15 protein-coding genes and 1 pseudogene are annotated in these 23,561 nt (G+C 58.4%); 8 read left to right on the forward strand and 8 right to left on the reverse strand.

Annotated features, from left to right (window positions below; genetic code table 11):
• Positions 1–33: 33 nt before the first annotated feature.
• The 8 genes from F4Y00_01180 to F4Y00_01215 all read right to left on the reverse strand — a co-directional run bounded on the left by F4Y00_01180 (position 34) and on the right by F4Y00_01215 (position 8,975).
• Positions 34–1,176 (reverse strand): NYN domain-containing protein, encoded by a 1,143-nt coding sequence (locus F4Y00_01180; protein ID MYE03579.1) that lies wholly within the window; start codon positions 1,174–1,176, stop codon positions 34–36.
• A 79-nt stretch (positions 1,177–1,255) separates the two neighbouring features.
• Positions 1,256–1,834 carry an ATP-dependent protease subunit HslV gene (hslV, locus tag F4Y00_01185; protein ID MYE03580.1) on the reverse strand — a complete coding sequence of 193 codons (579 nt, stop codon included), beginning with the start codon at positions 1,832–1,834 and terminating at the stop codon, positions 1,256–1,258.
• A 192-nt stretch (positions 1,835–2,026) separates the two neighbouring features.
• Positions 2,027–3,562 carry a D-alanyl-D-alanine carboxypeptidase/D-alanyl-D-alanine-endopeptidase gene (dacB, locus tag F4Y00_01190; GenBank protein ID MYE03581.1) on the reverse strand — a complete coding sequence of 512 codons (1,536 nt, stop codon included), beginning with the start codon at positions 3,560–3,562 and terminating at the stop codon, positions 2,027–2,029.
• 45 nt (positions 3,563–3,607) lie between these two features.
• On the reverse strand, positions 3,608–4,435 hold the full coding sequence (gene mreC / locus F4Y00_01195; protein MYE03582.1) for a rod shape-determining protein MreC: 828 nt from the start codon (positions 4,433–4,435) through the stop codon (positions 3,608–3,610).
• Positions 4,432–5,442, reverse strand: coding sequence for a rod shape-determining protein (locus tag F4Y00_01200; GenBank protein MYE03583.1), 1,011 nt, complete (start codon positions 5,440–5,442; stop codon positions 4,432–4,434). Before F4Y00_01200 ends, mreC begins: the two co-directional genes overlap by 4 nt.
• 99 nt (positions 5,443–5,541) lie before the next feature.
• Positions 5,542–7,149: a bifunctional phosphoribosylaminoimidazolecarboxamide formyltransferase/IMP cyclohydrolase gene (gene purH, locus F4Y00_01205; protein MYE03584.1), complete on the reverse strand. Its 1,608-nt coding sequence runs from the start codon at positions 7,147–7,149 to the stop codon at positions 5,542–5,544.
• Positions 7,150–7,190: 41 nt separating this feature from the next.
• Positions 7,191–7,826, reverse strand: coding sequence for a phosphoribosylglycinamide formyltransferase (locus F4Y00_01210; GenBank protein MYE03585.1), 636 nt, complete (start codon positions 7,824–7,826; stop codon positions 7,191–7,193).
• Positions 7,827–7,847: 21 nt separating this feature from the next.
• The gene (locus F4Y00_01215) at positions 7,848–8,975 is read right to left on the reverse strand and encodes an LD-carboxypeptidase (GenBank protein MYE03586.1); all 1,128 of its coding nucleotides are present in this window, start codon (positions 8,973–8,975) and stop codon (positions 7,848–7,850) included.
• A gap of 150 nt (positions 8,976–9,125) precedes the next feature.
• Between F4Y00_01215 and F4Y00_01220 the strand changes: the two genes are divergently transcribed.
• The 8 genes and pseudogenes from F4Y00_01220 to F4Y00_01255 all read left to right on the forward strand — a co-directional run bounded on the left by F4Y00_01220 (position 9,126) and on the right by F4Y00_01255 (position 23,531).
• Positions 9,126–10,982, forward strand: a complete 1,857-nt coding sequence (locus tag F4Y00_01220) for a T9SS type A sorting domain-containing protein (protein MYE03587.1) — start codon at positions 9,126–9,128, stop codon at positions 10,980–10,982.
• A gap of 9 nt (positions 10,983–10,991) precedes the next feature.
• Entirely contained in the window at positions 10,992–11,666 is a 675-nt protein-coding gene (locus tag F4Y00_01225; protein ID MYE03588.1) for a WbqC family protein, read from the forward strand.
• 173 nt (positions 11,667–11,839) lie between these two features.
• Positions 11,840–12,919: an SGNH/GDSL hydrolase family protein gene (locus F4Y00_01230; GenBank protein ID MYE03589.1), complete on the forward strand. Its 1,080-nt coding sequence runs from the start codon at positions 11,840–11,842 to the stop codon at positions 12,917–12,919.
• A pseudogene (locus tag F4Y00_01235) lies at positions 12,828–14,705 on the forward strand (hypothetical protein). Before F4Y00_01230 ends, F4Y00_01235 begins: the two are co-directional and overlap by 92 nt.
• Positions 14,706–16,122: 1,417 nt before the next feature.
• On the forward strand, positions 16,123–18,879 hold the full coding sequence (locus F4Y00_01240; protein ID MYE03590.1) for a hypothetical protein: 2,757 nt from the start codon (positions 16,123–16,125) through the stop codon (positions 18,877–18,879).
• A 39-nt stretch (positions 18,880–18,918) separates the two neighbouring features.
• The gene (locus F4Y00_01245; protein MYE03591.1) at positions 18,919–19,476 is read left to right on the forward strand and encodes a VanZ family protein; all 558 of its coding nucleotides are present in this window, start codon (positions 18,919–18,921) and stop codon (positions 19,474–19,476) included.
• A 400-nt stretch (positions 19,477–19,876) separates the two neighbouring features.
• Complete coding sequence (locus F4Y00_01250) at positions 19,877–20,884, forward strand: ThuA domain-containing protein (protein ID MYE03592.1); 1,008 nt, start codon at positions 19,877–19,879, stop codon at positions 20,882–20,884.
• 10 nt (positions 20,885–20,894) lie between these two features.
• On the forward strand, positions 20,895–23,531 hold the full coding sequence (locus F4Y00_01255) for a hypothetical protein (protein MYE03593.1): 2,637 nt from the start codon (positions 20,895–20,897) through the stop codon (positions 23,529–23,531).
• The last annotated feature ends 30 nt before the right edge of the window (positions 23,532–23,561 follow it).

Below are 23,561 nucleotides of genomic sequence, written 5' to 3' on the forward strand. Positions count from 1 at the left end.
TAGTTCTTCACAAGGGCGCGCCTGTTCCAGCCGTTACGCGCTGGCGCCGATATCCCGGTCGTATTCGTCGTAGTCGAACGTGTCCTCTTCGTATTCCCCGGATTCCTCATCCTTGTCGACATCCATTCGCATGCCGTTCTCGGTATCTTCGGATGTCTCGTCGTCATCGTAGTACCAGGAAGAAGATGTACCGGTCGGCTCCTGAAGGTCTGCGCTTCTTTGCCTTCCGGACAGGATACGGGCGACGGTCGGATGCCGTTCGTCGAGGATGAGCACGGTATAGTCGTGAGGGAAACCGCTGCGTTTTTCAAGCCGGACGGCTTGTTGCTCTTCGAGGTCGCTGATGAGATTCTTCGGGTCGTACCGGCGCTCGTCCACGAGATCCGAGAGTTTCCGAAGCAACGGCGTCAGGTACACCTCGTCATATTGTCCGAAGTGATCGTCGATAATTTCCAGCGTGCGGACGAGAATCGGATCGTCGATTTCTTCAAGGGGGCCTGTAGGGGCAGGGGCAGGCGGGGCCGTACGGGGCCTGCGTTCGACCGGCGCCGGGGCTATACGCGGTCTGCGCTGGACCGGGGCTATCTTCCCTCGGGATGCCGTGGCCGGAGACGGTGCATTCAGAAACTCCCGAGCCGAAGCGCTCAGCAATTCCCGGGCCGAAAGGAACCAGTCGCTTCCTCCGGAAAAGCCATGCTCCGGCGAAGCGGGGTCCGCAAGGCTTGCAACCAGGATATCCCGTTCGTATTTCCTGAAAACCTGTACAAGCGGGAGATACATGCGTTGCCCGCTGAGCAGTACGAGACGGGCAACGTCAGACCGGTTGTGCAGCAATTCCATGGCGTCTATGCCAATCTGCAGTTCGATCGTACTGTCCCGGTTTGCATTCGGTGCATAGCGGGTTTCGATGCCCTTCATATAGAGCATGTTTTTTGCCTGATCTCCGGCCCTGTGAAGCGATGCGAAATCACCGTACGCACGTGTTTCTGCGATGGGGCCTTCTTCTTCCGGAACGTTATTCCGGAGTGCATCGATCATTTCCGAAATCACTTTCACGGATGCGTTTTCATTGTGGGTGAGCCGGGTCAGGCTCCTGTGAAGATCATCATAGTCGACAAAAAGTACGGTGCTTGCCGTATCCGGGGTGGTTTTGCTTGTTTTTCGCGTGTAGGACATGGCTGGAATACTTTGTTTGTTATTAAAGATAATGGGGGTATTTCGTGTTGTATTCGGGCGTCGCCCGCCCGCTTGCCGTTTAGTCGGCGTCTATTGCGTCTATTTCCAGAACAGACAAGTGATCGTTCGTGTAAATGCAAATGTCGGCGGTGATGCGAAGCGCTTGCTCAACAATGTTTCGGGCTTCGAGGTGGTTGGCGTGGAGCAGGGTGGCGCGGGTAGCGGCAAGCGCATAGGCCCCGCCTGATCCTATGGCGATAATCTCATCGTCCGGCTCTATGACATCCCCTGTGCCGCTTACCAGTAATAGCCGTTCGGGGGCGCCGACGGCAAGCAACGCCTCAAGCCGCCGCAAGTATCGGTCTGTACGCCAGTCTTTGGCAAGTTCGACGGCCGACCGGGTTACGTTTCCTCCATATTGTTGCAGTTTTTCCTCGAAGCGCTCGAACAACGTGAAAGCATCAGCGGTGGCGCCTGCAAACCCTGCAAGTATTTTGCCGTCGTAGAGCGTGCGCACCTTCTGTGCCCGGTGCTTTACGACGACATTATTCATGGTGGCCTGTCCGTCGGAACCGAGTACTACTTTTCCACGGTGCCGCAATCCCAGAACAGTGGTTCCATGCATATTGGGGTATACGGAAACATTCGCAGGCGTCATCCAGGTCTTTTTTCGTTCGCTTCTCGAAATAATGTTCTTTCTATTCCTGATAAACACGAGTCTGTATTGCATGTAGACGTGAATATCCCTGAAAGGTTCTGGTAAAACCGTCCTGTTTTGGAGAGGACAGCACAGCATTTCGGGATATCCTGATCAAGTCCGCTTCGATCAGCGTATCCTGCCCCAGGTGATTTACTCGAATCCCGCCAGTAACTCCACAATGGCGTCCTGTATTCTGCGGATGCCGGTAGAGCCCGATATATGGTGGTTGGACATAATGGAGAAGGCGAGCATGCGTCCGTCATGGGCCCGGACATACCCGCTCAAGCTGCTCGCAAAGGTCAAGGTGCCTGTCTTGCCGCGCATATTTTCTGTCGCGAGTCCTCGTCGCATACGGTGTTTCAATGATCCGCTTTGTCCTGCAACGGGCAGTGAATCGTAAAATGCGTCGCGCACCCTTGTGTCCGGGTGCGTCCACATGAAGGACAGAAGCGCAGTGGTCATCTCCGGAGCAACAAGGTTCAAGCGTGACAATCCCGACCCATCCACCAGGCGAATAGCACTCGTGTCGACGCCGGCCCGGGCGAACGTGCTCATCGCTGTTTCGATACCCATGGCTGCCGATCCCGGGTCGAGGTCGTTGTCTTCTTGCGGAAGCGCCGCCCCAAGCATTTTCATCAGAAGATCGGCGTAAAGGTTCTGGCTGGGTTTGTTGATCAGGGAAGCAATTTCCGGGAGCGGCGCCGAACGATGGATCGCCACCCGGCGATATGACGGCGTTTCATAAGCGGGTTTGATGGACAAGGCGTCTACGTCCACGGGATCGCCTGTCACGGCGATTCCTGATTGAAGCAGCGTTTCCCGCAGCACATATACCGTGTATCTGGTCGGGTTTTCGACCGTAATTTCCTCAAGTTCACTTGCTCCCGCAGGTACGCGTGTCGTAACCTCGATCGTGTTCGTGCCGCGTTGTCGCTGGTAACCTTCTTTCAGGCCCGTGCCCGGTTCTGTGGTGAGCGTCCTGTTAATAACCTGTACGTAGTCCGTGTTCAGCGGCTCCCAGGTCAGGTTGGCAGGCATGCCGGGGGTACGCCCGTCTACGTACAAGTGAATGACATTGTCATGGAACGCCAGTCCCCCAAGCTGTGCGGAGTAATACCAGGTTTCATCGTCCCATGACCAGTTTACGCCCAGCGGTACGTCGTCAATCACATCGTCGTCGCCTATGAGGTCGCCTGTAATGCGGCGTATGCCGGCGGCGCGCAGCGAATCCGCCCAATTACGGAAGACGACGAGGGCGTCGATGTCCTCATCCCAATCCCCCGAGTCGCTCAGGTAATGTCCGCCCAGTGTGGGATCGGCCCCGCCGCGCACGATTACATTACCGTGGAGCACGCCCTCTTCGTCAACCATCCCGTCGGTATACAGCCCGGTTTCGAAGCGATAGTCCGGTCCGAGCAGATCCAGGGCGGCAGCCGTGGTATACAGTTTGGTGTTCGAGGCAGGTACAAAAGATTTACCGGCGTTACGAGCGTAGAGCACGCGTCCGCTTTCGATATCCACAATATGCACGCCCCAGAAGCCGTTCTCGAACGGCTCTGCATCGAGCAGGTGATCGATGGGGTTGCGCAGACGGCGAATGCCCTCGCTTTCCTGGGCGTATACTGCCGTGACACAGCTCGCTGCGGAGCACAAAAACAGGAGAGTAATCAAACGTTTTGCACCCATGTTTCTACCGGGAAGGGCGACGAAGGAAGGGTATGATGAGGAATTCTAACGGATGTCCTGTTGTTCGAATTCGATGCGTTCCGGATCGGGTTGCTCCCGCACTACAAAGACATGTTCTGCTGTCGATATGGATGCGGCGGGGCGGACGAATACAGTAAGCTCGTCCCGCCCGGGCCTGACCGAGATGGAATCTATGGAGCCGATAGGAAGGCCTGCCGGAAAGATGCTGCTGTATCCTGCGGTGACGACGGATTGGCCCGTTTCGACGGGTTCCGTCTTGACGATTGAATCAAGATGCAATCGATCTGTCCGCACTCCATCCCAGCGAATGATTCCGTAGGCCTGCAACGGCTGGATTTTTGCAGAGATATATACTTCCGTATTGACGTAGGGCATGACCTTCGAATAATGCCTGCTCACCAGGGTGGTATATCCGATGATGCCGCGTTCGTTTATGACAGCCATGTGGGTCGTCACGCTGTCTTTCTCCCCTACATCGAGCGTAAGGTAGTTCCATTGCCCGGTAATATCCTTGTTGATAATCCGCGCGGGGAGCAGGTTATAGGCGGTTTCGTTGCGGTATCCGATAAGATGGCGGAGCCGCTCGTTTTCGACCAGCGCCTCGCGAGAACGCGCGATCTGGCTGGAGAGTCGGATATTCTCCTCGCGCAAGGCGCTGTTTTCGGAGATGGCATTGAAATTCTGGGCCACCCGGGCGTAGCGGGCTTCCAGCCACGCTGTGGTTTCAAGCGCCCCGATCCGCATGCTGCGTACAATACCCCGGTTTGCCGTCAGCATGGTGAGCCCGGCAATGATGAGGAGCGTGCCGAGAAACAACCCATCCCGAATATGAGCCAGTAGACGGGTATTCATGTAAGGACATTGTGGTAATCCTTCAGGTTTTCAAGCACTTTCCCGGTACCCTGCGCGACGGCATACAACGGGTTTTCCGATTGATGGACGGGCAGTTCCACACGGCTTCTGATCAAGCTGTCGAGGCCTTTCAGCATAGCGCCTCCACCTGTCAGCATAATACCGCGTTCCAATACATCGGCGCCGAGTTCCGGCGGCGTACGTTCCAGACAACGCAGGATGGCTGCGACGATCAATTCGATCCGGTCGCGCAAGGCTTCGCGGATGTCTTCCGAAGAAATGTTACGCACTTTCGGGATACCGCTTACCAGATCCCGTCCCCGTACGGCGATTTCCAGTTCCGGATCGAGTTCGCGGGCGCTTCCCACTTCGCATTTCATGCGTTCGGCGGTTCGTTGGCCAATCAGCAGGTTGTGATTCCGTTTGAAATACTGCACGATGGCGTTGTCGAGTTCATTGCCCCCGATGCGTATGGACTCATTAATCACGATTCCCGAAAGCGTAATGACCGCAATTTCCGTGGTACCTCCGCCGATGTCCACGATCATATTGCCGACCGGCTCGTTCACGTCCAGCCCGATTCCAATGGCCGCAGCCATCGGTTCGTCAATGAGGTACACTTTTCGTGCGCCGGCGTGCTCCGCCGAGTCGCGCACTGCCCGCTTTTCCACCTCGGTGATGCCGCTGGGCACACAGACAACCATGTTATGGATGGACGAGAGCCAGCCCGTCCGCACTTTGCGAATCAGTCCCCGGATAAGCTGCTCGGCAATCTCGAAATCGGCGATCACGCCATCCTTGAGAGGGCGGATGGTTTCTATTTGCTTATTCGTACGCTCATGCATTCTCTGGGCATCGTACCCGATCGCCATAGCTTTCCCTGTGCTCCGGTTCACGGCAACGATGCTGGGCTCGTTGAGCACAATACCCTGTTCCTTGATGTAAATCAGAGTATTCGCCGTGCCGAGATCAATGGCTACGTCCGAAGAAAAATTCAAAAACCCCATTGCGTTTCCAGAAGCACGGTTAAGAAGAACCGCCGGTATCCATATGTGATTGCAGGTCGTAAACGAGCGCGCCGGAGAATAGATTCGCCCGATCCTACCCTAATGGCGGAAGTGGCGTACTCCCGTACATATCATCGCCATGCCGTATTCGTTCGCTGCGGCAATTACTTCGTCGTCCCGCCGGGAACCGCCTGGCTGAATGACGGCACGGGCTCCGGTTTTCGCCGCTGTGACCAGTCCGTCGGCAAACGGGAAGAAAGCATCCGATGCTATCACCGAATTTTTGAAGTCGAGTTCCGACTTTTTCCCTTTCATTACAGCGATCTCCGAAGCGTCGATCCGGCTCATTTGTCCGGCGCCGATGCCGAGCGTACGACGGTTGCGGGCGTAGACAATCGCATTACTCTTGACATGCTTGACGACCCGCCAGGCAAAATCGAGATCCTGCCATTCACGCTCGTCAGGAGCGCGTTCGGTCACGACCTGCAGATGGTTTCGCATATCTTCCGGAGAGGGAAGAGGCGGGTTTGCCGTTTGCACGAGCAGATTGCCGGAGATACTGCGCATGTCGAGCGCCGGCGCTTTGCTTAAGGTCGCGCCCGAACGGATCAGACGCCGATTTTTTTTCTGCTCCAGTAATTCCGTAACACCCGGTTCGAATTCCGGCGCGATAATAATTTCCGTGAAAATGGCATCGATAGCCTCCGCGGTGGCCTGATCCAGCGGGCGATTGACGATCACAATGCCGCCGAACGGCGATTGCCGGTCGGTAGCGAAGGCGCCGGCCCAGGCGTTTTCCAGCGTGTCGGCTACGGCTACTCCGCACGGGTTGGTATGCTTGAGAATCGCGCAAGCCGGGGTATCCGTTTCGAATTCGCCGATGAGCTGCAATGCCGCGTCGAGGTCTATGAGGTTGTTGAAAGACAATTCCTTGCCATGGATTTGCGTCCAGGTATCTTCGGCTCCACCATATAGCGCTGCTTGCTGATGAGGATTTTCGCCATATCGGAGCGAGCGTTTTTTGGGCAGGACGGGACGCAGTCCGGAAGGCAAATCGGATACCTGGTCGTCGTTGCCCGATTTGTTATGCTGTGCGAACCAGGCTTCAATGGCCTGGTCGTACGTTCCGGTGCGTTGGAATGCTTCCTGAGCGAGCGCCCGGCGTGTCGCCATGGTAAGCCTGCCGCTCAGGTCGAGCAGTTCGCCGGCCACCGCCTCGTATTGCGCCGGGGAGGTAACGACTCCGGTGTAAAAATAATTTTTGGCGGCGGCGCGGATCATTGTCGGGCCGCCGATATCAATATTCTCTATGGCCTCAGCCTCTGTAACATCCTTTGCTGTGACTTCTTCGAAGGGATACAGATTAACCACGACGAGGTCGATCGGCGTAATGGAGAGCGCCTGCAGCGCGTTCATGTCTTCCGCGTCGTTTCGCCGGGCCAGCAGGCCTCCGTGTATAGCGGGATGGAGCGTTTTGACACGCCCATCGAGTATTTCAGGATATCCCGTCACGTCGGATACGTCGGTAACCGGCAAACCGGCTTCCCGCAGACTGCGGCAGGTACCCCCCGTGGAAATCAAGGCGATGTCCTGTTCGTGCAGGCGTTGCGCAAAAGGGATGAGGCCGGTTTTATCGAATACGGAGAGCAGGGCCCGGCGCACGGGAACAATATCATCGGGCGGAGGAAGGTCCTTTACGCGAATCATCGGTTGGAGAGAACGTGAGTTTCCGAAAAAAATCAGTCGATTTACGATGCAGCGATGCGCACCCGGCGGCCTTCGAACGTCACTCGGCCCTGCGCAAATAACCGCAATGCTTCAGGGAGGAGACGGTGTTCCACCGCGAGCACACGCGCGGCGACATCGTCCGGAGTATCTTCGGGCAGGACAGGCACGGCTTCCTGCAGGACGATAGGGCCGGTATCGTACACTTCCTCTACAAGGTGTACGGATGCTCCCGTCCAGTGGACGCCGTATTCTATGACCGCCTCATGCACCCGGCGTCCGTACATGCCCGGGCCGCCAAAGGCGGGCAAAAGCGACGGGTGCACATTGACGATGCGCTTCTTGAACTGTTCGATGACGCCGACGGGGATCTTCTTCAGAAATCCGGCCAGTGCGATGAAGTCGGCGCCGTACGTACGCAATTTTTCGAGCAGTATCCGACTATAGTCCTCCTCGGTCGGAAAATCCCGCGGATGGAGGATTACCGCAGGGATATCTCGCTTGGAAGCCAGGTCCAGGGCGCCTGCATTGCGCCGGTCCGATATGCAACAGACCACCTTGAAATCCGGGTCCGGTTTGTCTGTCTGGTCCAGAATGGCTTGAAAATTCGAGCCGCGCCCGGAAGCGAAGACGGCTACGCTGAGACGGGATCGCGTCATGAAGCCTGCAGATACATGGCTTTACAAGGGGGAAGAAACAACGGGTTCGACGAGACCGAGCTGCGCCATGTCGGAAGTTACCTGCAGACGGGCGCGTCCGCCAACGGGAAGCGAATTTTTCACCGGAAAATGACCATAGACGAGTCCTTCGGCTACAGGAAAGCCTGCGCCGGCAAAATATTCGCGAAAAATCTCGCCGGGCGAAGGCGATGCATCGGTTTTGTCGGTTTCGGGTCGCGTCCGGGTGAAACTCCCCAGAACAAGCCCTCCCAGTTGGTCGAAAACGCCCGCAAGCCGCAACTGGGCCAGCATGGCGTCAATGCGGTAGGGAGGTTCGTTCACGTCTTCCACGAACAGGATAGCCTGTTCGAACGAGGGCAGATAGGGTGTGCCCAGCAGTCGGACGATCGTGGAAAGGTTTCCGCCAAGAAGGGGCCCCTCTGCGGTTCCCGCCCGGAGCGGTTGGAGGATTTCCCCGGCCGGACCGATCAGGGGATCACAGGTTTCTCCCCGGGCAATCGCCCAGAACAGCGCTTCCGAGGCGGAATCGAGATCGGGCCAGTCGACGGCGATCATGGGTCCTGAAATGCCCGGCAGATCCGCATAACGCCACAGGGCGAGATGCAGCGCCGTGATGTCGCTGTATCCGACAAGAAGTTTGGGATGCGTTCCGGCTGCTTCGTAATCGAGGTGCGGCAACAAGCGCAGGCACCCGTACCCGCCGCGTACCGCGATGAGCATACGCACATCGTCCCGTCGGAGAAACCCGTTCAATTCGTCGAGCCGCTCGGCGTCCGTTCCTGAGAGGTAACCGTCTTTTGCGAACGTGGATCTTCCCAACTCCACCCGGTAGCCCCGGCGTTCGAGCTGCGCGATGCCTGCCCGGAATCGGGCCATGTCCGGGGGCGCGCTTGCCGGCGCGACGACGCCGATGGTATCGCCCGGTTCGATGGATAAGGGTTTCACGCTGCGAATCGAGGAATCCTGACAGAGAACACAGAGGAAAGCCCACTGTATTCCGGGTTGTTTTAAACGAATAACATACGAATAAAGCGCAGTTCCTTTTTTCCTCTTTTTTGTGATTCGGTTTGTATTTTCCAGCGTGCCCCTGAAGCGCCGACCTGTGCGATTCCGGATTCCCGGAATCATTTTTGCATGAATCCGGTCTTTACCTGAGGTTCGGGAGTTTTTTCAAAAAGGATTTTCAGATCCGTGCTGTTTTTCCCGTACTTGTGCGAGACAGTGCGTTTCGATTCGGGAATCCGATCGTACTCATATGGGCATATTACGGGCAAGATCATGAAGACGCGTATTCCGTATTCAGGCGCATCGCATCTGTATTCCCTTTCGCGGCGCTTCGCAACCTGCATGCTCCTTGGCATGCTCACGTTTCTTCCGGCGCAGGCCGTAAAGGGACAGGCCCCGATGCTTACGCCATGCGCGGGGGTGACGCCGACTTCCTTGTCGCTGAGTGAATCCGATGTGTTCGGCGAATATGAAGCCTTTCTCAGGTTGACGTCACTGGGGTCGGGCGAGAGTGTGTACGTGGTTCCCACGATCTCGAGTTCAGCCCCCAGTGTCAGCGTGAGCATTTCACCGAAAGTGATGCAGTTCGAAGGCCCCATTGATGGAGTTGTGTTGATGAAGTTCCGGGTAGCCGTTACGCCGGATGAGGACGATGTTGGAGGTACGGTTTCGATCGCGCATGCCGTGGTCGGAGCGGTGCCCGGAACGAATTGCGATCCGGAAGGCGGGACCGTTACCGTGACTGTTTCCGACCACGGCGCTCCTGTTCTGGCGGTAAACGTCAGCGAGACGAGTCTCATCACCGTGGAACCCGATGGCGGGAACGCCGCTATCACCGCCGATTATGCGTTGAGTCTCGCGACGCGTCCTTCGGGCACGGTGCTGGTCGTTGTGACGCCCAGCGACAAGCTTGCTGTGGAAGTTTCATCGCCGGCGCCGGCGGAGTTCCCCCAGACCAGGACGCTGATATTTACCCAGGACAATTGGTTTGAACCGCAAACCGTCACCGTCACCCCTCTGGAGGACGACGATGGCAATAACGAAGATGTTACGATAAGCCACAAGGCGAGCGGAGGAGGCTACGACGATGTGGTCATCGGTGAGGTTGAGGTCCTTGTCGTCGATCCGGATCCGTTCGTTCCCAGCCCTGCCGCAACGGTTTCGCGGTCGAGTCTGGTTATGCATGAAGGGCACACGAATACGTATACCATAAAACTCGAGACAAGTCCTACAGAAAAAGTGTTCATTGTCGTGCAGCCAACGAACACTGCAGTCGCAGAAGTTGAACCTACGGTTTTGGAGTTTCGGCCGGGCGCTCCCGCGTCGACCGATCCGTTGTTACACTGGAGTACGCCTCATCTCGTCAAGGTGACCGCCAAACAGGATGACAATGCCGTTTCCGAAAGGTTTGCGATCAATCACGTTGCAATTGGAGGCGACTACACCAATATTCCTGTCAGCAGCGTCAATGCGACTATATGGGATGATGAAGCGCGTAGCGTGATGTTATCGGATTCAACGCTTGTCGTCAATGAAGGCGAAAGCATCACATACACGGTAAGGTTGCGCGCATTTCCCCTGAATACGGTAACCATTACTCCGATGAGCAGTGTCCCGGATAAACTTTCCGTGTCGCCGGAGACGTTGCGGTTCACTACGCCCGCCTGGCATCTTCCGCAGACGGTTACATTGACAGCACAGAGAGATGCCGATATGAATACCGATGCGGCTACGATCACGCATCAAGTGTCGGGTGGAGGCTACAACATGGTGCGCATTCCCAATGTTACGGTAGTCATGCCCGATACCGGTACGGTGACGGGTGTGGAAGATGCGGAGACTACGCTGCCGACGGACTTTGTGCTGGAAGGAAATTATCCGAATCCCTTCAATCCGGCGACGGAAATCGTCTACGCGTTGCCGCAACAGGTCCATGTGATCCTGACGGTGTATGACGTGTCGGGCCGCGAGGTGCGGCGCCTGGTCAATGCGTCGCAGGCGCCGGGGCGCTATCGGGTGCGTTGGGACGGGAAAGATGCGCAGGGTCAATCGGTGCGGAGCGGCGTCTATTTCTATCGCCTGGCGACGGATGTCTGGCAAAAAACGCAAAGCATGGTGCTGTTGAAGTAAGTGCCGGCCATGCGTCCGCTTGTCGCCGTACGCCCGCCCGAATACTGGCCGCGCCCGCTTTTTGTGGCGCTCATGGACGCCGCCGACAGGATGGTGCTGGCAGATACGTTTCTGTATAGCCGGCAGTCGCGTCAGAATCGGACGCTGGTGCGCAGTCCTTCGGGAGGGCAGTGGTTGAGCATACCGCTTGCGGCAGGGGGGCAGGGTCGATCTATCCGGGAAATCGAAATCCGGGGACCGGAACGCTGGATACGCAAACACTGGCGGGCGTTCGCATACAATTACCGGACCACACCGTTTTTTGAGTTTTACGAGCCGGAACTGGCTCCGTTTTTCGAACGGGAATGGGATTGCCTTGGCGCGCTTACGTGCGCCTCCGTGCAAAAGGTCGCTGAATTGTTCGGGATCGAAACCCCGCTTGTCCGCGCTTCAGAGGTAGCCGGCGCCCCATCCACGGTCCCTGACATTCATGCGTTGACAGGCGGCGTTTTTCTTTCTGCGGCGGATACCGAGGAAGCAGATCGGCGCCTGACCCGGGTCGGCGCTGTGGTGCATCTCGGGGAACTCAGATACCGGCAGAACTTCGAAGGATTTTTTCCGGAGATGTCCGCGCTGGACCTGTTGTTCAACTATGGCCCCGAAGCCTTGCCGATGATTCGGCGCGGTGTGGACGTGAAGCGCTGAGCTTTGCTGCATAGTGTGAACAGGCCCTAATCAGAGTATCCTGCGTATACGGGGCGTTGAATATCGGGCTTCGTCTGCCTATACTGCTATCCGTATTAACGATCCGTTCGTCATGCCTCGCCAGCGCACCCCTCTCACCCCCTGAGATTTGTGGACTTAATCAGCGTATCCATATGATATTGCGTTTCAGGCCGTGCTTGCCGGTCTTTCTTTTGCATCGCCGCGGCAAGACGTCTCTGCACGGGGCGATGCGCCGGCTCAGGATTTTTTTCCTCGCCGGGGCTATGCTGTATCCGGCAGTGCGTGTTTCCGCCCAGCCGCTTATGGATGGCGAGACATGGTTTGCCGCGGAAAATCATGTGGTGATTACAGGAGGCGCTTCCGCCGAGCGTATGCAGCATTTCGGGTATTTCGAGGCGCTGCTTACCGCGCAATATCCTGACAGCGCCCTGACGTTTCGAAATCTCGCATGGAGCGGCGACGAAGTGACCTTGCGCCCCCGCCCGCTCAATTTCGGTTCGCTGGAGGTGCATCTTGCCCACCAGCAGCCGGATGTGGTGCTGATGTTTTTTGGCGTGAATGAATCGTTTGCGGGTCCGGAGGGGCTGGATGCATACCGGGGCGCCTTGCGGGACCTGGTTGTCGATATCCGGTCGCAGCGGTTCAATGCGGTTGCTCCTCCACGGGTCATGCTGGTTTCCCCTGCGGCGCAGGAGGAGACGCCGGGGGTTGCTGTGGATATTGCGCAGAGAAACCGCGATCTGGCGTTGTATACCGGGGTTATGCGGGAAGTAGCGGAGGAACTGGACGTGGGCTTTACCGATCTCTTCGCCCCGACCCGCGCCATCATGCGGGAATCGGATCGCCCCCTGACATTCAATGGCATACATTTCAATGCCTATGGTCACCTTGTCATGGCCGGATTGCTTCTCCGGGGGCTGGGGATCACGGAAATGTCCGACGCCGGGTTGCGGCAGGCTTCCGAAAAAGCGATAGAAGCGACCCCGGACGATAGCGGCTTCGAGCGCCTGCGGGCCATGATTGCCTATAAAAACGAACAGTTTTTCTACCGGTACCGTCCTGTCAACGGGGAATATGTGTACGGGCGTCGCCGCCGGCCTTTCGGGGTGGTGAATTTCCCTTCCGAGATGGATACGCTGGATGCGATGGTGGTTCGTGAGGAGGGACAGATTCATGCATTCGCCCGGACTGTGGTCAGCCCCGAAATCTTTCCGCCCGCCGAAGGCAGGTAAGGAGGTATCCATGATCAAGCGAAATAGTCTCGTGTCTTCCCGTTTCTTGTTGCGCCGCCCGGCGCTCGTGTTTGCAGTCCTGTTTTGCGGCCTTTTATCCGGCAGTGTGTTTTTGTCCGGCGTACATGCCCAGGAACGCTCGGCCCTCGACCGCTCCGTGGAAGCCATCGAGCCCAATCGGGGCGGGGTCATGGATATGGCCACCGTGGATACGGAGATAGCCCGGCAGCATCTGAAGATGGCGGAAGGCTATGCCGTCAACCTGTTCGCTTCGGAGGAGGATTTTCCCATCGGAAATCCTGTAGCGATGACCTTCGATGCGCGCGGCCGGCTCTGGGTCATTACCATGCCTGCCTATCCGCACCAGGAACCGGGGATCGATCCCGACGACAAGCTCATCATCCTTGAAGATACCGACGGCGACGGGCGCGCGGACAAGCATACCGTTTTCGCCGACGGGTTGTACCAGCCTGTGGGCTTCGAACTGGGGGACGGCGGCGCGTATGTGTCGCAGCCGCCCGATCTTCTTTTTCTGCGTGATACCGACGGGGACGATGTCGCCGACGAGCGACGCGTACTGCTGCACGGTTTCGGTACGGAGGACAGCCATCACGCCATTCACAGTTTCGTATGGGGGCCGGGCGGGGCGCTCTATTTCCAGGAGGGCACCTTCCATCATTCGCAGGTGGAAACGCCCTATGGGCCCGTGCGCATGCAGTATTCCGGAGTGTTCCGGTACGAGCCGCGGGCTCACCGCCTCGAACGCTATGTGAGCTACCGGTTCGCCAATCCCTGGGGGCACGAATTCGATCGCTGGGGGCAGAACTTTATTTCGGACGCCTCCAATGGAAACAATTATTTCGGGCTTCCGCTGACAGGGTATCTGCCGTATCCGGAAAAGCATCCCCGCATGAAGGTGTTCACGACGATCGTGCGCCCCACGGCCGGATCGGAATTCGTGAGCAGCCGCCATTTCCCCGAGGAGGCCCAGGGCGATTTTCTGTACAACAATACCATCGGATTTCACGGGATCAAACAACACCGTGTCCATCCGGAAGGGTCCGGTTTTGCGGGCGAGGAAATCGAGCCGCTGCTTGTGTCCACCGATATCAATTTCCGCCCGGTCGATATGCAATTCGGCCCGGATGGGGCTTTGTATATCGTGGATTGGTTCAATCCGCTGGTCGGGCACATGCAATATTCCCTTCGGGACGCCCGCCGCGACAAGACGCACGGAAGAATCTGGCGGATTACACACGAGGGAAGTCCGCTGTTGACGCCGCCGGATATCGCGGGGCGCCCGATCGGCGAATTACTGGACCTCCTGAAGACGTACGAAGATCAGGTGCGTTACCGCGTGCGCCGCGAGTTGCGTTTGCATGATCCGGATGCAGTGCAGGAGGCGCTCGAGACATGGATTGACGGCCTCGATCCGGATGCTGAGCACTACGAGCATTACCTGCTGGAGGCGCTGTGGGTGCATCAGACGCACCACCTGATAAACACCGGGTTGCTGGAGCAATTGCTTGATGCGGACGATCACCGTGCCCGCGCCGCCGCTACCCGCGTGCTTCGTCACTGGCGCCGGGATATTGCGGATCCGCTTGCGCTGCTTGCCCGGCAGGTTCAGGATCCGCATCCGCTGGTGCGGCTGGAGGCTGTGGTGGCGCTGAGTTACATGGATTCGGCGGAGGCCGCATTCCATGCGCTGGAGGCCCTCGATTACGAGATGGATTATTACCTCGACTACGGCCTCAACGAGACCATCCGGGCCTTGAAGCCGAGGTGGGAGCCGGAGATAGCGCACAGGGCGCCGCCTCTGTCTACGGAAGGGACCTTATACTTGTTGCGCCGGGCCGATCCTTCGGTCATGCAGCGGTCTATTTTCGCCCGGGAAGTGTACGAATCCGTGCTGCGCGCGAAGGGATTCGAGGAGGCGCACCGGGCGCAGGCGGTAGCGCGGCTTGCGGAAGATGCTTCCGCGCAGCCGGACGTTTCGTCCGATGCCGGGCCGATTGAGGCTGGGCGCGCGCGTGCCGAAGCCATTATAGATGCGCTTGCGGAAGAGGATATTTCCGAAGACGCTGCGGAGGCTCTGAGTACGCTCTTGCTGGGAGAGCCGGTGGAGGCGTTTGACGATCCTACTGGCTTTGGGATCGGTCTTGCCCTGACGTTTATGGCGGTAGAGGGAGAGACGGAGATTCTCCGGGAAACGGGGTTTGCCGGATGGATGCGCGGGGAAGGCCCGGAACAAGTACTGATCGAAATGGAGGACGTGATTGAAAATCCGGCCGAATCGTACGTCGACCCCGATAGTCTCACTGGCATCATGATATCCGCCTTGCGGGGCGGTCTCCGCATCCCTTCCGAGGATGTGCGCCTGCAACTGCACGAGGCGATGCTGCGGCGTATGGATGACTGGGAAGACGCCGCGTGGCGGGATACGGCCGTGGAGGTGCTGGCGGGCTTGGGAGTGGCGCCTGCCGAAACTTTCGCATTTTTCGCCGGGCATATAGCCGCCGGGCAGATCGATCCCGTGCTGGTGGCTGCGGCGGATGCTATCCCTTCGGAGGCATGGGGCGTCCATGATTACGCCGCCATTGCGCAGCGACTCATCGACGAGGCCCGCACAATACCCGTCGAAGACCGTCACGGTGCCCGGTTCCGGGGCCTGGTTTCCCTTGCAGAGAAATCTGCTGCCCGTCTGGACGACTCCTCGGCATTCACGGAAGCGCTTCGGGTATTGCAGACCCGTATCGTCGAGATCACGACGGTTGAGGCGCAAATGATATACGACGTGACGGCATTTCGGGTAGCGCCCGGGCAGCAGGTGGAAATCGTTTTGCGGAATACGGATGTACTCCCGCACAACCTCGTCATCGTGCGTCCCGGAGCCGGGGAGATGGTGGGCAGGGCGGCGGACGCCATGGCCACGGATCCGGATGCTTTCGAAAAAGAGTTTATTCCCGACTCGCCTGCCGTGATGCATGCCACCAGGATGCTTCAGGAGGGCGAATCGGCCCGGCTCCAGTTTACGGCCCCCGAACAGGAAGGAAATTATCCCTACATCTGTACGTTTCCCGCCCACTGGATTACGATGAAGGGCGTGATGGAGGTGGTCGCCTACGACGAAGAGTAGCGTGGCCACCGGTTCTATTCTCATACACATCCGCCGGCTTTTTCAAGATAATCCCTTGTCCCCCATGCGATTTTATCGCTTTGCTCACAAGTCACCTTTATTACCCACAGGGCTTCTTGTGCTTTTCGTGCTGGCATTGGCCAGCTTTACGGCCGGCTTTATGGCCAGGGATATTGAAAGCGATTCGGATCGCTCTGCAGCAAACGACGATCATGCCGCCATCCTGCGCAGTCTTGACACGGAGACCCTAAAGGCAGGGCGGGATATTTATATGCGGGCATGCGCTGCCTGTCATGGGGTGGACGGGGGAGCGCTCTTGCCTTTCGCTCGGTCGTTCAATGCAGATACGTTGCGGTACGGCAACGATCCCTACGCGATGTGGCAAACCGTTACGTACGGGAAAGGACAGATGGCGGCTCAGAGTTGGCTGACGCCGGAAGAGAGATATTATGTGATCCAGTACATTCGCGAGGAACTCATCAAGCCGGAAAATCCCGGGCAGTATTTCGAGATCACAGAGGACTATCTCGCCGGGTTGCCCGCCGGGGAAGAAGCCGGTCAGGATGTGGTCGAGGCCGCCGCGGAAGGGCTTCAGGCTGCCGGAATGCGCTGGGCGATTGAGCATCCCGGAGATTATGGCAATGTCATGTATTCCCAATTGGACGGCAAAGCCAGCGCCGTGCTTACCATTGGGCTGGATGAAGACGTCTATCTGAGTTACAACGTGCTGCGTATGCGCCTTGCTGCTGCCTGGCAGGGTGGGCTGGACCTTTCCGAAACGAAGTTCGAACAGTACCGGGGCGAGGGCAGGCCGGTTATTTCCGGACGGGAACTGGAGGGGCTTGCCGTGTGGCGCTGGGAATATCCCGGTGAATACGCCGCGCTCGATATGGAAACCTCACCGCGTACTCCGCTCCCCGCCGAGGTAATGACATTCCATGGGCATTACCGGTATGGGAAGGAAGTGGTGTTGTCCTACTCGATCCTGGGACGCGACGTGCTGGAATGGCCCGCGGCAACGCGCGACGGAGCCGATCTTGTACTCCTGCATACGTTGCAGATTGGCCCCTCGGAGCGGGCGCATCGCCTGATTGTCGGGCATGAAGTAATGGCGGAGGTAACCGGAGATGTCAAAGGGATGGCATCGTCCGGGGAGGGCGGAGAGGTCTTTCTGCATATTCCTGCGAGCGATGTCGCGCGTACGGTGCAGATCCGCCGGCGTGCAGGTGTACAAGGCGGCGCCATCGAGGAAATATCCGCCGGGGATACCCCCGATCTTGCAGCCATGACCGGAGGCGGTCCTTCACAGTGGCCGGAAACGGTCGTAACCGGGGGCGAGCCGGACATGCCCCGCGCTCATTACGATCCGATGTATTACGAGGACGAGGATCGGGACACCCCGGAGAAACTGGTCGATCTGCCGGAAGATTATCCCTATACGGTGGACAAGATCGGCTTGCCCTTCGTCAATCCGTGGAACAGCTGGATACGCCCCACCGCACTCGCGTTTTATCCGGACGGACGCATGGTGCTGACTACCTATCTCGGCGACGTGTGGGCAGCCGACGGCCTGGACGATGCACTCGATGAAGTCATGTGGCGGCGGATCGCTACGGGTCTGCATGAGCCGATGGGGGTCGAGGTGGTCGACGGCGCCATCTATATCGCAGCCCGTGACCGGATTGTACGGCTACACGATCTGAACGGAGACATGGAGACCGACTACTACGAAACGTTCTATGCGGATAAGGACGTGTCGGACTTTTTCCATTCGTTTGCCTTCGGGCTCCAGGCCGATGCGGAAGGTAACCTCTATTACGCCAAGTCCGGGCAGTATACGAATAATGCCACGCCGGGCGATCTGGTTCGTGTCGCTCCGGACGGCACAGGCGGCACGATCGCTACCGGATTCCGTACGCCGAACGGACTTACCGTGGCGCCGGACGGGCGCGTGTTCGTCACCGACAACCAGGGAAACTGGACGCCCGCCAACGAAATCAATCTCGTGGAGCCCGGCAAGTTTTACGGGTACGTAAACAACTTCGCCGAACGCGGGTGGTCACCCGATGGGCTGGATGTAGCCATTCCCGAAGGGGAGTGGTCTGCGGTTATCGATACCGCTGCCGTGCCGGATTCCTTTACCGAGCCGGTGATCTGGCTCCCCCAGGAATTCGACAATTCTCCGGGCGGGGGTATATGGACGGATGCGAACTGGGGGCCGCTGGGGGATCGGATGCTCAACACCAGCTTCGGCAAGGGCTGGGCGTATTATTTGATGTTCGACGAGGTGAATGGCGTGACGCAGGCCGCGGCAGCGGCGCTGCCTTTCCAGTTTGACGCCGGTACGCAGCGTGTGCGCGTGAACCCCGCGGACGGGCAGATTTACCTGACGGGTCTGACAGGCTGGGACGATGGGTTCGCCACGCGGTATGCGCACCTCGACCGTATCCGGTACAGGGGGGGCGAGGGACAATACGTAACCGAAACCCATGTAAAATCCGACGGCATCGAGTTCACCTTCAATTTCCCGGTGGACGCTGCCGCTGCTTCGGATCCTGCCCGCTACGACGTAAGCCGGTGGAATTACAAGTGGCAGCGCCGGTACGGCTCCTACGACTGGTCCGTGGAGCATCCCGAAGAGCATGGACGCGATGCAGTGCCTGTGGAGGCGGTGCAGGTGGATGGCCGCCGCGTACGCCTTGTTCTGCCGGACATGCAGCCGGTGGATCAGATGCTGGTGCGTATGCAGGTTCCGGCTGTTGAGGGCGGTATCCTGAAAGAAGCCGTTTATCTCACCGTACACAAGGTGCCCGGGAGCTGAGCAGGAGGCTCGACATAGCGGGTTGTCGTTTTAAGCGCCATGTCCCTTTTTTCCTCTGACCGAGAACGGCGCCTTTGGGCCTGGACGCTCGTCGTTCTGGGGGCGGTCTACCTGGCTTTCGGTTTGGCGCAGAAGCTGGAGGGGCTGCTGCCGAGCAGCGATTGGAACGCAATCTTTTTTCTTCTCGCCTGTCTTCTGGTTCTGGGGGCCGTCGTTGCGCAAGGGTTGAGGATGCGTCCAAGCGGGATCGAAATCAGCGTCGCACTGGGTGTTGCGGCTGTCTATCTGCTGGTGTTCGTTCGCATGACGGCCGTAACGGAGCGCTCCCATCTCATCGAGTACAGCGTGGTGGCTGTACTCATCTATGAGGCGCTTCTGGAACGCGCGAGCCAGGGGCGCCGCGTTCCCGTACCCGCCCTGCTGGCTCTGCTGATCGCATCGCTGATCGGCGTGCTCGACGAGTGCATCCAGGTGTTTGTGCCCAACCGCGTATTTGACCCCGTGGACATTTTGTTCAACGTGGTGGCCATCGTGATGGCGATCATTGCGAGTCTGGCGCTGGGCTGGGCGCGCAAGCGGGCAAGGCGATCCGGATAGGCGCCTCTGATTAAATCCGCATGGGCGAGGACCTTGGGACGCGCCTTCTCTCAAAACATAAACGTGCGGTTGGCCGCGAGTTTGCAGGATATCCCGGGCCCTATGTTTTGTTCGAATGCGCGTCCCAAGGTCCCTGTTCTCGGTTGCGATTTTGCGGTTCGGCGTTGGATGATCTTGTTGTGCGCTCCAGGACCAACCATTGCTTAAGCAGCCTCTGAACTTTGCGGAATTAATCAGAGCATCCTATAGTCGTATTGCGTTCGTTCGCTTCCTTACGTAGTATCCTATGGTGTGGATAAGCCACTCTGCAGACAAATCGCATAACTGTATCATTCAATCGTATCGTTTTGTCATGATTCCACGATTCTCTTTGCTTTTTGCCCTGGGCGTATCACTTACCATGACCGCTCCGGCATTCGTGGCCGCGCAATCGCAGGACGATACGCCCTGGGTCGTGTACGAAGGCGCCGAGGGGCCCGGGCAGGGCAAGCACATCGTGCTCGTAACCGGAGACGAGGAATATCGCTCCGAAGAGGCGCTCACCCAGTTGGCTCGCATCCTCGCGTTCCGGCACGGTTTCAAAACGACGACGCTTTACGCCGTAGACCCGGAGAGCGGGGAGATCGACCCGGAAGAACTGCATAACATTCCCGGGTTGCACCTGCTCGAGGAAGCGGATCTGATGATTCTTTTCACGCGCTTTCGCGATCTCCCGGAAGAGCAGATGCGGCATATCGAGGCGTTCACCAATTCGGGCAAGCCGATCATCGGACTTCGGACGGCTACGCACGCGTTTTATTTCAGGGATGCAAACCATCCGTTCATGCGATACGATTGGCGGAGCGAGGTCCCCGGATGGGAAGGGGGATGGGGCAGGCAGGTGCTCGGGGAAACCTGGATCAGCCACCATGGACGCCACGCCGTGGAGGGGACGCGCGGTGTAATCAACTATCTCTACGAAGACGATCCGATTCTGAACGGGATCGGCGACAACGTATACGGGGATACGGATGTGTACGGGCTCACGGTATTGCCGGAAGGTACGGAGGTGCTGCTCTACGGATTGACCCTGAAGGGACTGGACCCCTATGCTCCGCCCGAATATGAAACGTCCATCGTGCCCATCGCCTGGCGCCGTCACTGGACGGGGGAGACAGGCAACACCTCACGCGTTTTCACCACGACGCTGGGGGCCTCCGTGGATCTGGAAAGCGAGGGGGTCCGGCGTTTGTTGGTCAATGCGACATTCTGGGGGCTGGGTATGGAAGACATGACGCCGGAAGAAGCCGATGTAGGCTATGTTGGCCGGTACCGCCCCACGTTTTATGGTTTCGGAACCCACGTGACCGGTATTTATCCGGCGGACCTGGATATGACCGCCGAAGAAGCCGCCGAATGGGTCCGGTAGCTCGGTATCCATGATGCAATCAATGGTACAGCGCATGAACATTTCGTCGTCGTTGCGAAAAAGTATGAAAGCGTGCGCAGGTATCATTGCCTGCGCTGCGCTATGGAGTCTGATTGGGCCCGTGCCGGCGTCGGCGCAATCCGAAGGCGCTTTTTTTCCTGTCACGCATTATTTCGGAGGCTATCCGGGAGCTCGCGCAGGCGGCGGGTACATGGAAAACTTCTATCTTCCGCCTGCTCCCTCTTCCACGCCCTGGTATCCGAGCTGGCATCCCGACGGGAAGCACATCGCCGTAGCCATGCAGGGAGCGGTATGGAGCGTGGAAATTTCCACCGGGATAGCGACCCAGTTGGTGGCGGGCCCCAAGTATTACTCGTCCCCGAACTATTCCCCGGACGGGCGCTGGCTGGTCTACACCGCCGACGATCATGGCGGGGAGATAGGACTCGAGATACTGGATACGGAGACAGGGGAAACGCAGCCGCTCGGCGAGCGGAGCCTGCATGTTTTCGCGGATCCGCGCTTCAGCCCGGACGGAACCCGCATCGCCTACGTTTCGACGGAGCCGGCAGGATATTTCAATGTGTATATCCGACCGATTTCGGAAGGGCAGTGGGCCGGGGAGCCTGTTGCCGTCACGCGGGATAACGATTTCGGGCGCGATCGGCTTTATTTCGGGCCGCAGGACATCCATACCAGCCCGGCATGGCTTCCTTCCGGCGAGGAGTTGCTGCTGGTGTCGAACCGCGATGTGGCGCTGGGCAGCGGGAACGTGTTCCGCGTACCGGCTCGCGAAGACGGGTTTACGGACCGTGTTGTCGTGCTTCAGGAGCAAACATTGTATCGTACGCAACCCGATGTGTCGATGGACGGGAAACGGTTCGTGTTTTCGTCCACGCGGGGCGCTGCGGATCAGTTCAACAACCTCTATGTGCAGCCGACCGTGGGCGGCGAGCCCTACAAACTCACGTTTTTCATCCATGACGCGTTTCATCCCCGCTGGTCGCCGGACGGGGAGTGGATCGCCTACATCGACAACCGGGACGGGCTGCCCCAGTTGAAGTTGCTCGAAACCTACGGCGGGAAGATCGTCGATGTGGAGATCGTGGAGCGTCGCTGGAAGCACCCTGTGGGTAAGCTGTCCGTTACGACCACGGGCCCGGACGGATTCCCCACTGGGAGTCGGATTCACCTCATTGCTTCCGACGGTAAATTTTATGCGCCCACCGACGCCTATGCGCGCATTGCGCCTCGCGCAGTGCAGTGGGCGTTTCATCATACCGGATCGTTCGATCTGGAACTCCCCGAGGGGCAGGTGATCGTCCGGGCGGTCAAGGGTTTCGAACATGCGCCGGTAACGGATACGCTGCGGATCGTGGCGGGAGAGACGCTCCGGCATGACATGGTGCTCGATCCCATCATCGATATGGCGGAGAAAGGCTGGTACAGTGCCTCTACGCATGTGCATATGAACTATGGGGGCAACCTGCACAACACCCTTGAAAACCTGATGATGATGTCTGAGGCGGAGGATCAGGATCTGGTGCTTGAACAGGTAGCGAACAAGGATAATCGGATTCTCGACCAGCAATTTTTCGTGCCGGGCGGGGGGGCGCATCCCGTGTCGACGCCCGACATGATCGTGGTGGTCGGACAGGAATACCGGCCGCCTTTCTATGGCCATGTGTTCATGTTCGGGATGCGGGACCATCTCATTTCCCCGTACGTGACCGGCTACGAAGGCACGGCCATCGAGAGCCTGTATCCCTCGAATACGGACATGTTCATAAAGGCCAAGGAGCAGGGCGCCTGGACCGGGTATGTGCATCCGTTTTTCCGCGGCGATCCGCTGGAAGAGGATCTCGGTCGGGCGAGGGGCTTTATGGTGGACGCCGCGCTGGGGACGACAGACGCCCTGGAGTGGTCTACGGCTCTCGACGGCTATCCTCCGCTGTACGCCGTGTGGAACAACGGGATACCCACCGCGCTCGTTGGCGGGGAGGATTCCATCAGCAACCTGCAGCAAACCCCTCTGGTCGGATCGGTCCGGACGTATGTCAAGCCGACGGATGGCGCGCTGGGTATGCGGAGTTGGTTCGAGGGGATGGCTGCCGGGCGCGCCTTCGCATCGAGCGGACCCCTCGCCGACTTTACGGTGGACGGGCGGATACCGGGCGAAACCGTCGATATTGCCGGGGGAACGGGCGTAACGGTGCGTTTCGAGGTCACCTCGATCACGCCGCTGGAAAAAGCCGAGCTCGTGTTCAACGGGGAGGTCGTGCAGGAACTCCTTTTTGAAGGCGACCGCAAGTCCATGACCTTCGAGGACACGTTCTATCCCGAGGGGTCCGGGTGGTACCATCTGCGGGTAAACGGCGTGCCCGAAGAACGATTCCCGCTCGATATTCCGTATGCCTTTGTCTTGACGAATCCGGTCTGGGTTATTGCGGACGGCGTCCCGGTGCGCTCGGTAGAGGCCGCCGATTACGGTATTGCCTGGATCGATAAACTGCATGCCATGGCCGAAGAGTGGCCGGGCTGGCGCTCCCAACGGGAAAAAGATCACGTCTATGCACAGTTCGAAGAGGCGCGCGATGTGTACCGGCGTTTGCGGGCCGAGGCGGAAGCCATGGGAACCTCTGATTGAGGACCTTGGGACGCGCCTTCTCTCAAAACA

The sequence above is a fragment of the Bacteroidetes bacterium SB0662_bin_6 genome (assembly GCA_009839485.1).
GTDB lineage: Bacteria > Bacteroidota > Rhodothermia > Rhodothermales > VXPQ01 > VXPQ01.

Excerpts from the sequence above, each read along its gene's own strand:
- F4Y00_01180 (MYE03579.1), bottom strand. The coding sequence starts at position 1,176 with ATGTCCTACACGCGAAAAACAAGCAAAACCACCCCGGATACGGCAAGC.
- hslV (MYE03580.1), bottom strand. The coding sequence starts at position 1,834 with ATGACGCCTGCGAATGTTTCCGTATACCCCAATATGCATGGAACCACT.
- dacB (MYE03581.1), bottom strand. The coding sequence starts at position 3,562 with ATGGGTGCAAAACGTTTGATTACTCTCCTGTTTTTGTGCTCCGCAGCG.
- mreC (MYE03582.1), bottom strand. The coding sequence starts at position 4,435 with ATGAATACCCGTCTACTGGCTCATATTCGGGATGGGTTGTTTCTCGGC.
- F4Y00_01200 (MYE03583.1), bottom strand. The coding sequence starts at position 5,442 with ATGGGGTTTTTGAATTTTTCTTCGGACGTAGCCATTGATCTCGGCACG.
- purH (MYE03584.1), bottom strand. The coding sequence starts at position 7,149 with ATGATTCGCGTAAAGGACCTTCCTCCGCCCGATGATATTGTTCCCGTG.
- F4Y00_01210 (MYE03585.1), bottom strand. The coding sequence starts at position 7,826 with ATGACGCGATCCCGTCTCAGCGTAGCCGTCTTCGCTTCCGGGCGCGGC.
- F4Y00_01215 (MYE03586.1), bottom strand. The coding sequence starts at position 8,975 with ATGATTCCGGGAATCCGGAATCGCACAGGTCGGCGCTTCAGGGGCACG.
- F4Y00_01220 (MYE03587.1), top strand. The coding sequence starts at position 9,126 with ATGAAGACGCGTATTCCGTATTCAGGCGCATCGCATCTGTATTCCCTT.
- F4Y00_01225 (MYE03588.1), top strand. The coding sequence starts at position 10,992 with ATGCGTCCGCTTGTCGCCGTACGCCCGCCCGAATACTGGCCGCGCCCG.
- F4Y00_01230 (MYE03589.1), top strand. The coding sequence starts at position 11,840 with ATGATATTGCGTTTCAGGCCGTGCTTGCCGGTCTTTCTTTTGCATCGC.
- F4Y00_01240 (MYE03590.1), top strand. The coding sequence starts at position 16,123 with ATGCGATTTTATCGCTTTGCTCACAAGTCACCTTTATTACCCACAGGG.
- F4Y00_01245 (MYE03591.1), top strand. The coding sequence starts at position 18,919 with ATGTCCCTTTTTTCCTCTGACCGAGAACGGCGCCTTTGGGCCTGGACG.
- F4Y00_01250 (MYE03592.1), top strand. The coding sequence starts at position 19,877 with ATGACCGCTCCGGCATTCGTGGCCGCGCAATCGCAGGACGATACGCCC.
- F4Y00_01255 (MYE03593.1), top strand. The coding sequence starts at position 20,895 with ATGATGCAATCAATGGTACAGCGCATGAACATTTCGTCGTCGTTGCGA.